This window comes from Psychrobacter aestuarii, assembly GCF_904846035.1.
Lineage (GTDB): Bacteria > Pseudomonadota > Gammaproteobacteria > Pseudomonadales > Moraxellaceae > Psychrobacter > Psychrobacter aestuarii.
Map to the genome: position 1 here is coordinate 2,762,006 of NZ_CAJGYT010000001.1, position 13,657 is coordinate 2,775,662.

Consider the following 13,657-nt stretch of genomic DNA (forward strand, 5'->3'; position numbering starts at 1 on the left):
CTTTTTAACATCGGTCTACTAATAAGCGCGGCTTGCACAGTATCAAAAATTGCCCCCAGCGTTTAGCAAAAATATTGCGGCCAAGCTGATGCCACTGCTTGACTAATACAGGCTTTAGTCAAAGCCGCCACGGCGCACAAAACTACCGCCTATCTTATCAATAAACTACAAAAACACGTTATGAAATAACCAAGCGCTGCAAATGAGCATGGTTAAATCAGTAGTTAGACAAAAAGATGCACACAGTATTTTTAGAGTTTTTAAACCGACCGACTTTATTTTAAATAAATGTATCAATAGCGAACGCAACCATAACAAGCATCGTCATTTCTTTTATTTTTTTAACTTCATTTGCCAGCGAGAAAGCCAGCATGTCTACTTTGACCTTGACTATAAATAAGCAGCGCTACGAGCTGCCAGACCTCGACCCTCGAACGACGCTACTCGATGTGTGTCGCCATCACCTAAACCTAACGGGCGCCAAAAAAGGCTGTGACCACGGACAGTGCGGTGCGTGTACCATGCTGGTGAACGGTCGCCGCATCAATGGCTGTTTGACCCTTGCGGTCATGCATGACGGTGACGAGATTACCACCATTGAGGGCGTGGGTATGCCCGATGACCTATCGGCATTGCAAGAAGCCTTTAAAAAGCACGATGCCTTTCAGTGCGGCTATTGCACGCCAGGGCAGATTTGCTCGGCAACGGCACTGATTGATGAGGTTAAAGCCCAGTGGCCAAGCCATGTCAGTAGCGACTTGCAAGTGCCCGATGTGTTACAAATCCAAGAAATCGCTGAGCGTATGAGTGGCAATATTTGTCGCTGCTCGGCGTACCCCAACATCATCAAAGCCATCAAAGAAGTGCTGGACGCAAAGGTGGGCGTAGCAGACAGCGCGGACATGGGTACTGATGCGGCGACCAAGACGGGCGTCGTCAGTGGCATCTGGTCACCACCTGCCAGCGACGCACAGCTGCACAGCAAGCCAAAAGCAACCAGCGATAGCCTAGCCGAAACCAAAGCGCAAGTACAAGGAGCGGACGCATGAGACAGTTTGAATACCAACGCGTCAGCACGACCAGTGATGCCAGTCAAGCCGCCGCCCATCATGGCAGCGCATTTATTGCAGGCGGTACCAATCTGCTCGATTTAATGAAGCTTGAGATTGAGACGCCCATTAAGCTTGTGGACATCACGCGCCTTGAGCTACAACAAATTGAGACGCTAGAGGATGGCGGACTGCGTATCGGTACGCTGGTCACCAACAGTGACCTTGCCGCGCATCCTGCAGTGATTGCCAACTATCCTGTATTGTCGCGTGCGCTTTTGGCGGGCGCGTCAGGACAGCTGCGCAACAAGGCGACCACAGGCGGTAACCTGCTTCAGCGTACCCGCTGCTATTATTTTTATCAAACCGACAGCGCGTGCAACAAGCGCGAGCCAGATTCTGGCTGCCCTGCGATAGAGGGTGAAAACCGTGCACTTGCCATCTTAGGCACGAGCGACTCATGCATCGCGCAGCATCCCTCCGATATGGCAGTTGCCATGCGCCTGCTGGATGCGACCATCGAGACGCAAAAGGCGAATGGTGACACGCGCAGTATCACTATCAAAGACTTTTACCGACTGCCTGAAGACAGCCCGCACAAAGAAAACGTGCTGGAGCCAGGCGAGCTGATCACGCATGTGACACTGCCTGCACCACTCAAAGGCATGCACACCTATGACAAAGTGCGTGACCGTGCGTCTTATGCCTTTGCCTTGGTGTCGTGCGCGGCTGTGATTGATAAAGATGAGACAGGCAAGCTGACAACAGTACGTCTGGCGTTTGGCGGTATCGGCACCGAGCCGTGGCGCGATGAAGCGGCAGAGGCGTGCTTGGTTGGCACCATGGGCGATAAAGACGCCATCAACAAAGCCGCAGACACCTTATTAAAAGACGCCAAAGGCTCTGGACAAAATGATTTTAAAATCGTTTTGACCCGCCGCGTATTAAAACAAATCATTGAGCGTGCGTGCAGCACACAGGGAGCATAACCATGGCGCTATTTACATCAGAACCTACCAAACAAATGACCATGGACTCGGCTGTCGACTCACTGCTGGCCAACACCAAAAGCAAACTGGTCGGCAGCGATGTCAGCCGCGTAGAGGGTGCGCTCAAAGTCAGTGGTCAAGCCAGATACAGCGCTGAAGTACAGCTCGACAATCAAGCCTATGGCGTGCTGGTCGGCGCAACGATTGCCAAAGGCACGGTCACTGAGATTGACAGCAGTGCGCTGGACGATATGGACGGTATCATTAAAGTGGTGACCGATGGCGAGCGCTTTTTGCGCAATTCGCAGCAGGGCACCAAGGAAGTCGCCCCGACACAAGGGGCAAAAGAGGTCTTTTATCACGGTCAGCCGATTGCGGTCGTGATTGCCGAGAGCTTTGAAGCGGCGCGTGCTGGGGCGCATGCCTTGGTCGTTGAGTATAAAGACGACAGCGACAATGCGGTATTGGACTTTAACAATGCGCTGAACGACGCACACGACGTCAATGAAAAAGAAGGCTCGGACAAAAATAACGAACAAGGCGACCCTGATAAAGCGCTAGAAAATGCCGCCATCACCATTGACCATATTTACCAAACACCCAGCCAAAATGCGGCAGCGATGGAGCCACACGCGACCGTTGCCGTCTGGGAAGGCGAGCATCTAACTTTATATACTGCCAATCAGATGATTGCGTCGTGTAAAAAACAAGTCGCCGATGCACTGGGTATGGATACCAAAAACGTCCAGCTTATCGCCCGTTATGTGGGTGGCGGCTTTGGTAGCAAATTGGGCATCGCGCCTGAGCTTGTGGCAGCCGCTATTGCTGCTAAAGAGATTGAGCGTCCTGTCAGCATCGTCATGACGCGTCCGCAGGTGATGTCCGCAACAGTGCGCCGCTCTAACACGCGCCAGCGCGTGGCAATCGGTGCCAACCAAGCGGGCATTATTGACAGCATCATTCACGAAAGCACTTCAAGCAATTTGCCTGATGAGGCGTTTTTTGAGCCATCGGCGCTGTCTACCCATTATCTATACCGTGGTGACAACCGCCGCGTAAAATACCAAATGGTCGATACCAACCAAACCTTATCAGGGTCAATGCGCGCTCCTGGCGAAGCGGTTGGACAAATCGCGCTTGAATGTGCGCTGGATGAGCTTGCCGAAAAAGTGGGCATTGACCCCATCGAGCTGCGCCGTCAAAACGAGCCTGATGAAGACCCCAGCCAGCAAGTGCCATTTTCAACGCGCAAATTGGTTGAATGTATGGACACTGCCGCCAAGCAATTCGGTTGGTCGGAGCGCCCGAAAAAACCTGCCAGCCGCCTTGAAGGTGATTGGTGGATTGGTATGGGCATGGCAGCTGCCTCGCGTGGCAATAGTTTGCAGCCCTCAGAAGCTCGCGTGACGCTAAAGAAAGACGCGGATGCCAAATATGGCGTTAAGGCTGTGGTCGAAACCGATATGACCGATATCGGCACAGGTTCTTACACCGTATTTTCACAGGTTACTGCCGACATGCTGGGCTTACCGCTCGAAGATGTCGAGATGGTCTTGGGTGACAGTGACTTGCCGCCTGCGTCAGGCAGTGGCGGCAGCTTTGGCGCGGCGAGTGCGGGCAGCAGTATCTGTCTTGCGTGTGAAAAACTGCGCGAGCAGCTGGCGAGTACCGTCGGACTATACAGCGACACCATGCAGCTGCATGAAGGGCGCGTACAAGAAGCGGGCGTCCATGCCCCAAGCGTAAGCGATGCGCTAAAAGAAGCGGGCAGTAAAGCGGCGGCGCATATCAAAGCACGTATTAATGAAAAAACGGGCAAAGCGGCAGAGGCAACCCAAGCGCAATATGACTTTGACAACGACAACAGTTATACATTGGCGGATATTTTAAGCCATTACGAGGAACAAAAGCTGGTCGCAAAAGGCAAAATCAAACCCGGTAAAAATGGTGATAACTATCGCCAAGCCTCATTCGGTGCAAACTTTGCCGAAGTGGCGGTACACCGTGTCACAGGTGAAGTGCGCGTGCGCCGTATGACAGGTGCTTTTGCTGCTGGACGTATCCTCAACCAAAAAACCGCCACCTCTCAGTGCTATGGCGGCATGGTGTTCGGTATTGGCTCGGCACTGATGGAAAAGCTAATCTTTGATAAGCGCGATGGCCGCTTGTGCAATCGTGATTTGGCAGAATATCATGTGCCCGTGAATGCCGATGTACCGCAATTGGAAGTCATCTTAGTAGAAGAAGATGACTCGTATACCAACCCCATGCATATCAAGGGTATTGGTGAGACCGCCATTTCAGGCGCAGCGGCGGCGATTGCCAATGCGGTATACAACGCGGTGGGTATACGGGTGTACGACTTCCCGATTACGCTAGACAAGCTGCTCGATCAGCTGCCTGATGAGCCAGCGAGCGCTTAATGTCTGAGCTGAGCGATTTATTACACCTTGCCCAGACGGCTGAGCGTGATGGTGTGGACGCGGTGCTGGCCACCGTGGTACATACCGAAGGCTCGGCTTATAGACGGGCAGGGGCGATGATGCTCATCTGTGAAGATGGGCGTTCGGTGGGCATGATAAGCGGCGGCTGTCTTGAGCCGCATATCATCAAGCGCGCCTTTTGGTTAACGCGTACTGGCAGTATCGTACAAGTCTACCAAACTGGCGATGGCGATACGGATGACGACGATTATGACGACGCCTTAAACTTTGGGCTGGGCTGTAATGGTCGTGTGCATGTGCTCTTTGAGCGCCTATCGACAGCAGCGCCGCTATTATCACGCATTCGTCAGGTGAGAGATACGCAGCAGCCAGCGCTTGTGGCGACTTTGGTACAGCCAAACTGCTCAAAGATAAACCCTGATGTCACAGCACTTCCTGTGGGCGCAAGATTGTGGCTTGATAATACGGAAAAGACGTCTGCACCAGACGCTAATGAACACGCAAATTTGTTACACGTGGCGGCAGAGCTACAAGATAAAGGCACATTGACTGGCGACAGCCGCTATGTGCTGACCGCGCAAGGCAATACGTGGCTGGTACAGCGCTTATGTCCGCAGCTGCGTCTCTTGATTTGCGGGGCAGGTACGGACGTGCCGCCGCTGGTAGTTATGGCAAAAATGCAGGACTGGCACGTCACCGTGATAGACAGCCGCGCACACTATGCCACGCGCGCACGCTTTATGGCGGCAGACAGCGTTCAGTGCGTGTCACTCGGCGACACCGACACGCTGTTAACGCTTAGCCGCGGTGCGGCGATAGCCTTGATGTCACACAGCCTGAGCCAAGACCGCGCCCGCTTGCAAGCACTGTTGCCATATCCTGAGCATTACCATTATTTGGGGCAGCTCGGTCCTGTTTATCGTACCGAGCGACTGCTTGAAGAAATACGTGAGCAAGACCCAGCGGCATCATTCGCAGGCTTGGACAAGCTGCACTATCCTATCGGCTATAAGCTGGGCGGCGATGGGGCGGCAGCCTTAGCGCTTGGTATCATGGCGCAGATGCAAGAGGTACTGCACAGCACCCACAGCAATAGCGCTGCGCCAAGCCCATCTAAAACGCTCGACCGTGTCTAAATAAGAGTATGGATAGCCATGACACACAGCGATAACAAAACAACACAGACGAATGCGCATGCGGTGATACTCTTGGCGGCGGGTTTGAGTCAGCGCTTGGGCACGCCCAAACAGCTGCTACAGCAACAGGGTCTACCGCTTATCACGCAGATGGTACAGACGGCATGGGCAAGCGCGCCGCAGCATGTGATTGTGGTCGTACCTAAGGCATTGCCTGATGTCGCGCGGGCAGCCAAGTGTGCTGACATTCCTTCTGAATGCCTGCATATCGTAACCAATGACAGCAGCCATTTGGGCATGGCGCACAGTTTGCAGCTGGGTATCGAAAGTGTGCGTACTCATGCTGCGACGTGCCAGCGCGTATTAATTATGGGCGTTGATCAGATACACATCGACAGCGCCCATTTATGTGCCCTACTCGGGAGTGCGTCTGAGCTTGCGGTGAGTCGCTACTGGGCAGATGAATATCAGACGACGCGTGTGCTTGGGCTGCCTGTCGTGGTATCTGGCGCATTGTTGTCCGTATGGTCATCGCAGCTCGCTGGGGATCAGGGGCTGCGCCACCTGATACGCGCAGACAATCAAGACAAAGCGGTCATCGATAATGATGACTTGATGTTGGATATCGATACGCCTGAACAGTTGGCGAAAGCCAGTACTGCAGGCTGGATAGATGTCAGATAAGGCAGAATAACGACTGTGCCGCACACAGCGAACAAACAATAAATAATAAAAATGACAGCACCTGAGTACCTGATATCTAAACACTTAAATATCTAAGTACCCATCGAGTGCCTGTAGTGAGGAAAAAATATGATAAGTATTGAGCAGATGCAAACCGCCATCATGCAGCGTATCCACACCTATCATCAACAAGTAGCGCTCGCTACGCAGTCTGTTCATCTTGATAACAGCCTTAACCATATTTTAGCGGCAGCAGTCAGCGCCCCATTTGCCGTACCCAGACAGAACGTCTCGGCAATGGACGGTTACGCGATTGCTGCAGGCAGTAGCACGGATGCAGGGCAGACGCTTAACATCATCGGCGAATCCAAAGCAGGCAGTCCCTATCAAGGGCGCGTGCAGGCAGGACAAGGCGTGCGTATCTTTACAGGTGCGGTCGTACCCAGTGAGTGTGATACCATTGTCATTCAAGAAGAAGCAACGCGCGTCAGTACGTCAGAGAATATTGACGCCCCAGCGGATACACACCAGCACAGCTATGAGATTCGTTTAGATGAGGCGGCAGAGGCGGGCAAGTATATTCGCTTTGCAGGCGATGAGATTGCCCAAGACGAGGCTGTACTGACGGCAGGGCAGCGCATCACGCCAACAGACATCAGCTTGCTTGCCACGCTCGGTATCGCTGAGGTCACCGTCTATTGTCCACTCACGGTCGGTATCCTAGCGACGGGGGATGAGCTGGTCGCTGTCGGGCAGCCGCTAACGCATGAAGCACAGATTTATGATGCCAATACACCCACCTTAAAACAGCTGTTTGCAGACTTGCCCATAGTGGTAAAAGACTACGGCATCATCGCTGATGATTTGGCACAAACCAAAGCGACCGTCCAGCAAGCGGTAGAGTCCTGTGACATACTGGTATCAACGGCTGGGGTCTCAGTCGGAGACTATGACTATCTGACCAGCGTCATCGAAGCGCTTGGTCAAATCAATCACTATAAAGTGGCGATGAAACCAGGCAAGCCTTTTGTCTTTGGGGAGTTAAATAAAAACAGCGCCGTGCCTGTCTTATACTTTGGGCTGCCAGGCAACCCGCTGTCCGCTGTGGTCGGTGCGATGCAATTTGTGATACCCGCGCTGTGGCGCTTGGCGGGCGTGACTCAAGCGGGCATGCTGACGCCATTGACGCTGCAGGCGCGCCTCAGTGCAGACACCAAAAAAGCCAAAGGACGTACCGATTTTCAGCGCGCGCAGCTGGTACGGCAGGCGGATGGCAGCTTTGAAGTCACCTGCTTTTCAGGTCAGCAGTCACACCGTATTAAGCAGCTGAGCCAAGCCAACTGTCTGGCTATTTTGGATAAAGACAGCAGCGTGTTGCCTGCAGGCACGTCGGTATGGGTACAGCCTTTTCCGTGGTGTTTTATTTAAATCCATCGAGCATTTTAGGCATCTTTCGCGACTTTGAGGCGCAGCAATGCTATGCTGAGGGTGTAAATACTGCCATAGCGTGTTTTGTATACAGCGCACACAGTGGATACGTGCTAAGCGTATCTGCAGCGACCGACACAATGATAACGACATTATTATAAGGATACTTCTTGCCAGCTTCTGTCTACGTACCCACCTTAGAACAACCCAAAACAACGCCCGCGTTGATAGACAGCTTTGCGCGGCAGTTGACCTATTTGCGTCTGTCTATCACCGATTTTTGTAATTTTCGCTGTGAGTATTGTCTGCCTGATGGCTATCAAGGCAAGCGCTCCACCGATGAGCTGAGCGTGGCGGAGATTGAGGTGCTGGTGCAGGCGTTTGCACGATTGGGTACCAAAAAAGTGCGCATCACAGGAGGCGAGCCCTCCATACGCCGCGATGTGTGCGAGATTGTTGAGCGGGTGGCGGGTACGAGGGGTATCGAGACGGTCGCGATGACCAGTAATGGCTATAAGCTTGGCAAGCATGTGCGCGGTTGGCAGGCAGCGGGGCTCAATCAGTTGAACATCAGTATGGACAGCTTTGATGCCAAGGTGTTTGCGTCGATGACGGGTATGGACACACTGCCGCAGCTGCTGCGCGATATGGACATGTTGCTAGACAGTACGGACATCAAGCTCAAAATCAACAGCGTGCTGATGAGTGAGACGGTCGAGCAAAACCTCATGGACGCGCTAGATTACGTCAAAACGCGCCCTGTCAGCTACCGCTTTATCGAGTTTATGCAGACCAGTGACAACAGCGAGTTGTTTTTTGCGCAGCACGCTCAGTCGACGCAGGTTACCGCGTATTTGCAGCAGTTGGGCTGGCAAGCCTTGCCGCGCGCGACCGCCTCAGGGCCTGCGGTAGAGTATACGCATCCTGATTATCTGGGTCGTATTGGTGTGATAGCACCCTATGCTGCGCATTTTTGTGACAACTGCAACCGTCTGCGTGTCAGCTGTCATGGCAAAGTGCATCTGTGCTTGTTTGACCAAGGCAGCTTTGATATCCGCGACTACCTGCACAATCAAGACGTCTCAGGGCTGATTGCAGAGCTACAGCGCTTGATGCCGATTAAACCTGCACATCACCATTTGCATGAGCACAACAGCGGCATTATGGACAATCTGTCTTTAATCGGCGGTTAAGCTGCTATCCAAATAGCATTTTTATATATCATCAAAAACACCACTCACAATAACCATAATAAGGAAAGGAGCAGCCATGAGCCAAGCCGAATTTATCCCTTTAAACATCGCGGTATTGACCGTATCTGACAGCCGCAGCTTGGACGAAGACAAGTCAGGTCGCTATCTGGCAGAGCAGCTGACGGACGCGGGACATCAGTTGGCCGCGCGCGAGCTATGTACCGATGATATTTATCAGACGCGCGCGATTTTAAGCCGCTGGATTGCTGATGACAGCATTCATGCCATTATTACCACGGGCGGTACGGGTTTTTATGAGCGAGACAGCATGCCTGAGGCAGCGCAGGTGTTGTTTGACAAGACCGTTGACGGCTTTGGTGAAATGTTCCGCTGGCTATCGCTACAAGACATTGGCATGTCTACAGTACAGTCGCGCGCGCTCGGCGGTATGGCAAACGGTACAGGGATTTTTTGTTTGCCTGGCTCGACAGGGGCGTGCAAGACAGGCTGGGAAGGCATCTTAAAAGCTCAGCTCGACAACCGTACACGCCCATGTAACTTTGTCGCGCACTTTTTGCGTACCAACCCCACTCATTAATCTTGCTGTGTGCCCAATTGCTATGTATAACCAACCAAATACGCCAGACAATAACAACCATTCAAACGATAACAACGACAATACTGCAAAGACGCTCTCGCACCTTGATGCTTCAGGCAACATTCATATGGTCGATGTCGGTGGCAAAAGCGCCACGCGCCGAGAAGCCCATGCCCAAGGCTATGTGCGTTTTCCGCAAGACATTTATGCGGCGATAAAGGCCGCCGATGGGATGACCAAAAAAGGCAGCATCGCACAGACGGCGCATATCGCAGGTATTATGGCAGCCAAACGTACGCATGAGCTGATACCGCTGTGCCATGCGCTCCCACTGGACAGCGTGCATTTGACGATTGTGTTTGATGATGCGCTGCATGCCTTTTCAGTACGCGCGTCGGTCAAAGTAACCCACAAGACAGGGGTTGAGATGGAAGCATTGACAGCGGTCAGCGTGGCGTGTCTGACCATCTATGACATGACCAAGGCGCTGTCGCACGACATCATGATTGATGGGGTACATCTGGTACAAAAAACTGGCGGCAAGTCGGATTATGCTTATCAAGAGGGGACGCTATGAGTACGCAGCACACCGAACGTGCGCCTATTACGGTGCATCTGTTGTATTTTGCGTCTGTGGCTGAGGCGACAGGACGTCATGAAGACGTGGTGCATATCGCGCCCGACAGCTCATTGACCGAGCTGTATGCGCAGATTCAGGCGCGCTACGGCATCACGCGCCCCTACCGTGAGCTGCGCGTGGCGGTGAATGACGACTTTGCGCCGTGGACGACGGTGCTACAAGACGGCGATTGGGTGGCATTTATTCCACCTGTGGCGGGGGGCTAAGATGACAAAAGCACCTTCAACCTTAGCAACCGACGCTCACACGCCCGCCTTACGCATCAAAGGGGATACCGACAGCGCTTATCACCTCGCGTATCAAGACGGCTTTGCCTTATTAGACATACCGATTGACGCGCAGCGCCTCAAAGATATGCTCGATGATGAGCGCTGCGGTGCGTTTGCCTGTTTTGAAGGCTGGGTACGCAACCATAACAACGCCGCAGCGGTCGAGCGTCTGACCTACTATGGCTATGAAGCATTGGCGCTCAATCAAGGGCGCGCGATTATGAGCGAGGCCAAAGCGCGCTTTGACATCACGCACGCGGTGGCGGTACATCGTATCGGCGAACTGGCTATCGGCGATATGGCAGTCTGGATAGGCGTGGTCTCCGCGCATCGTTATCCTGCATTTGATGCCTGCCGCTGGATACTGGACACCATCAAAGCCGATATCCCTGTGTGGAAGCAAGAATACTACGCAGACGACAGCAGTCAATGGCTGAGCAATAATGGATAAGACAAGCCATCAGGCACATAAAAAGCGCGGCAGACCCTATACGCGCGCGTTGCCTATGGGCATATTGTTGGCAAGTCTTGCGGGGGTAACGCTGGCAGGCTGTGACTCGCAAGCCTCAGATACCGAGGATACTAAGGATGTCGCTCACATTCGCATTGCTGCGGCAGCCAATATGTCAGACGTGCTGCCGCCCATTATCGAGGCGTATCAGCAGCGCCAAGCGCAAGCGGACATCGCGGTCACCGACATCGATGTGACGTACGCCTCTTCAGGCAAGCTGTATGCTCAGATTGAGGCGGGCGCGCCGTATGATGTGTTCTTGTCTGCCAATCAAGACTTTCCTGCCAAGCTTGCAGCGACGCACGTGGGTACAGCGCCTTTTAGCTATACGCGTGGGCAGCTTGCGCTTTATAGCATCACGCAGCCTTTGGGCGCGCCGACCGCGAACACCGTACCTGCCTTATACCGTACGACCACGCCGCTCAAAATAACCTTAGCCAATGGCAAACTTGCCCCTTATGGCGCGGCGGCAGCACACTATTTGCAGCAGGCAAGTCAAGGCGCATCATTACCCAAAAATGTACAGACCATACAAGCGGAGAATATCGGACAAGCGTTTCAGTACACGCACAGCGGTAGCGTGGACTATGGTTTTGTCGCACTGTCACAGCTTGTGGCAACAAAGACGCCAAAGTCAGCGTATACAGTGCTGCCCGTCGCTGGTTATCCTGCACTGTTACAAGATGGAATTGTGCTGTCAGACAAGCCCGCTGCACAAGGGTTTGCGCGACACTTGCAGTCGGCTGAGGCACAGGATATTCTCACACGCTCAGGCTATTTGCCTGTGTCAGATGCGCAATAAATAGGCGGTATATTGGGTGCTGATATGATGACAGCGGCGCTGCCAGAGATACTTTTGCCATTATGGGTCAGTATTAAGCTGGCTGCGGTGACGACGGCGTGCTTGCTGCTGCTTGGCACGCCGCTTGCGTATTGGCTGGCACGTCCCAGCCGTCTGAGTGCCGTAAGACGACTAAAGATTGTGCTGATGGGGGTGATTGCGCTGCCCTTGATACTGCCGCCGACGGTGCTTGGCTTTTATTTATTGCTGTTTATGAGTCCCAATTTTGGAGTGGGGCGCTGGCTGAGTGCCCATGGCATCCCAAGCTTGGCGTTTAGCTTTCAAGGCTTGGTGATTGGCTCTATTTTGTATTCCTTTCCCTTTTATGTGCAGCCTGTCTATGCGCAGTTTGCTCGTATTCCTAGCAGTGTTCTTGAAGTGGCGACTTTGCTTGAGTCACGTTGGTATCGGCGTTTTTGGGTGGCGCTGTTGCCACAAGCACGGGTCGGTATGTTACTTGGGGCGCTGGTCAGCTTTGCCCATACCATTGGCGAATTTGGTGTGGTGTTGATGATTGGCGGCAGTATTGCTGGCGAGACCAAGGTGGTGTCTATTGCGATATATGAGCAGGTCGAGGCGCTGAACTATGGTACGGCGCATCTGTTGTCCATGCTGCTGATTGTTATGGCGATGTTGATGATTGCGCTGATTGCTACGGTCAGTCGTCATATGCCGCGCGCGTCATCATAGCTTGGCTGTATATTTTTTAAACAGCTGACTTTTCTTACTTTTTTTATCTCACTTTTCTTTTCTTGTTATTTGTCTTTCTCTCTATAGCTGTCTTTTTAATGCCTATTTGTCTGAATTTTACGGTGCCGTGTCAATGACCGATGCATCGGCATTCGGCTGCGTGTTTGTAGGCACATCTACTGCGGTATTGCTTTGGCTGATGCGCTGCTGATTGCGCTCTTTTACCATCGCGATGGCTGCGCGCAGTTCTTGATTCACGGCTTCGGCTTCGGCTTTCGCTTTATTGTGTGTCTCGGCGGTGACGATTTTTTGAGCCGTCGTAGGTGCTTGCGCGGTGTCTGCTGCTAGCAGCCCCGCTTCTGCTTGTAGTGTGGCGATAGAGGGGGCGGTGTCCGCGCCTGACTCAGCGATAGTTTGCCGTGGCAGTGCTTCTTTTCCCATTGCCGTGGTGCTGGCGGTCTGCGCTGTACTGCGTGGTTCAGACTCACGATTAGCGGAGGCCGTTGATGTGCTGGTACTTGATGTGTTGCCTGTTACGGGTTTGGTGCTACGCTGCATAGCCGTATCGTCCGCACTGTCTTCTTTAGCCTGTCTTTTTTTATCCGTAGTTTCTTTATTGACGTCCTCTCTAACCATACCCTCTTTATTCATGCTTTTTTTAGATTGATTTTGACTGTCGGCAGCCGTGATGGTTTGGCGCTCGCTGAGGGTATCCAGTACCACAGGCGCAGTACTGGTGTCATAGGTGTGACGAATCAGGGTGGTTGACTGCGTCAGCGGGTCAGTATGGCTTTGGCGCAGATTGACATGGGTGTAAATGACAATAAAAAAAATGCCATGAACCAAAAAGGTCAGGAGCAGCGCCGACGACCATTTATTGCTTATTTTAAACATGAAATATCACCCAGACAGGTTGTCTTCTATCGTGTAAAGAAAGGCTTGCTTGTTATTCATATAAATGTGTCAAAACGTTCTCAAAATCATATCAATGTAGCGCTAAAAAATTTAACAATGTTTACTAGTGTATTAGTACGGAGCGTCTGTAGGTCTGACGCATGCATTGCGTACAGAAGGGTTGGGTGTGACTGCTTGTAATTTAACATATGTATTACATAAAAGTGATAATAATAATGATATATAAAAATTAATATAAAAACAAATGTTCTTAAAAATATTTTGACAATG

14 protein-coding genes are annotated in these 13,657 nt (G+C 52.4%); 13 read left to right on the forward strand and 1 reads right to left on the reverse strand.

Annotated elements, in window-relative coordinates:
* Nucleotides 1-371 precede the first annotated feature (371 nt).
* The 13 genes from JMW05_RS11780 (at nt 372) to modB (ending at nt 12,472) form a co-directional block, all read left to right on the forward strand.
* Entirely contained in the window at nt 372-1,049 is a 678-nt protein-coding gene (locus JMW05_RS11780; protein WP_201505434.1) for a 2Fe-2S iron-sulfur cluster-binding protein, read from the forward strand.
* Complete coding sequence (locus JMW05_RS11785; RefSeq protein WP_201505435.1) at nt 1,046-2,038, forward strand: FAD binding domain-containing protein; 993 nt, start codon at nt 1,046-1,048, stop codon at nt 2,036-2,038. Before JMW05_RS11780 ends, JMW05_RS11785 begins: the two co-directional genes overlap by 4 nt.
* Nucleotides 2,039-2,040: 2 nt before the next feature.
* The gene (locus JMW05_RS11790) at nt 2,041-4,461 is read left to right on the forward strand and encodes a xanthine dehydrogenase family protein molybdopterin-binding subunit (protein ID WP_201505436.1); all 2,421 of its coding nucleotides are present in this window, start codon (nt 2,041-2,043) and stop codon (nt 4,459-4,461) included.
* Nucleotides 4,461-5,618, forward strand: a complete 1,158-nt coding sequence (locus JMW05_RS11795) for an XdhC family protein (RefSeq protein ID WP_201505437.1) — start codon at nt 4,461-4,463, stop codon at nt 5,616-5,618. Before JMW05_RS11790 ends, JMW05_RS11795 begins: the two co-directional genes overlap by 1 nt.
* Nucleotides 5,619-5,636: 18 nt before the next feature.
* The gene (locus JMW05_RS11800) at nt 5,637-6,302 is read left to right on the forward strand and encodes a nucleotidyltransferase family protein (protein WP_201505438.1); all 666 of its coding nucleotides are present in this window, start codon (nt 5,637-5,639) and stop codon (nt 6,300-6,302) included.
* Between the two features lie 129 nt (nt 6,303-6,431).
* A complete protein-coding gene (locus JMW05_RS11805; protein ID WP_201505439.1) occupies nt 6,432-7,730 on the forward strand; it encodes a molybdopterin molybdotransferase MoeA in 1,299 nt (432 codons plus the stop codon).
* Between the two features lie 170 nt (nt 7,731-7,900).
* Complete coding sequence (gene moaA, locus JMW05_RS11810) at nt 7,901-8,923, forward strand: GTP 3',8-cyclase MoaA (RefSeq protein WP_201505440.1); 1,023 nt, start codon at nt 7,901-7,903, stop codon at nt 8,921-8,923.
* A 76-nt stretch (nt 8,924-8,999) separates the two neighbouring features.
* Nucleotides 9,000-9,521 carry a molybdenum cofactor biosynthesis protein B gene (gene moaB / locus JMW05_RS11815; RefSeq protein ID WP_201505441.1) on the forward strand — a complete coding sequence of 174 codons (522 nt, stop codon included), beginning with the start codon at nt 9,000-9,002 and terminating at the stop codon, nt 9,519-9,521.
* A gap of 22 nt (nt 9,522-9,543) precedes the next feature.
* Nucleotides 9,544-10,098, forward strand: a complete 555-nt coding sequence (moaC, locus tag JMW05_RS11820) for a cyclic pyranopterin monophosphate synthase MoaC (RefSeq protein WP_201505442.1) — start codon at nt 9,544-9,546, stop codon at nt 10,096-10,098.
* Nucleotides 10,095-10,367, forward strand: a complete 273-nt coding sequence (locus JMW05_RS11825; RefSeq protein WP_201505443.1) for a MoaD/ThiS family protein — start codon at nt 10,095-10,097, stop codon at nt 10,365-10,367. Before moaC ends, JMW05_RS11825 begins: the two co-directional genes overlap by 4 nt.
* 1 nt (nt 10,368) lies before the next feature.
* Nucleotides 10,369-10,881, forward strand: a complete 513-nt coding sequence (locus JMW05_RS11830; protein ID WP_201505444.1) for a molybdenum cofactor biosynthesis protein MoaE — start codon at nt 10,369-10,371, stop codon at nt 10,879-10,881.
* A gap of 55 nt (nt 10,882-10,936) precedes the next feature.
* Nucleotides 10,937-11,743, forward strand: a complete 807-nt coding sequence (gene modA / locus JMW05_RS11835) for a molybdate ABC transporter substrate-binding protein (RefSeq protein WP_201505445.1) — start codon at nt 10,937-10,939, stop codon at nt 11,741-11,743.
* Nucleotides 11,744-11,767: 24 nt separating this feature from the next.
* Nucleotides 11,768-12,472, forward strand: coding sequence for a molybdate ABC transporter permease subunit (modB, locus tag JMW05_RS11840; protein WP_201505446.1), 705 nt, complete (start codon nt 11,768-11,770; stop codon nt 12,470-12,472).
* A 117-nt stretch (nt 12,473-12,589) separates the two neighbouring features.
* On the opposite strand, the gene JMW05_RS11845 is transcribed toward modB, so the two are convergent.
* Nucleotides 12,590-13,366: a hypothetical protein gene (locus JMW05_RS11845; RefSeq protein ID WP_201505447.1), complete on the reverse strand. Its 777-nt coding sequence runs from the start codon at nt 13,364-13,366 to the stop codon at nt 12,590-12,592.
* Nucleotides 13,367-13,657: the final 291 nt, after the last annotated feature.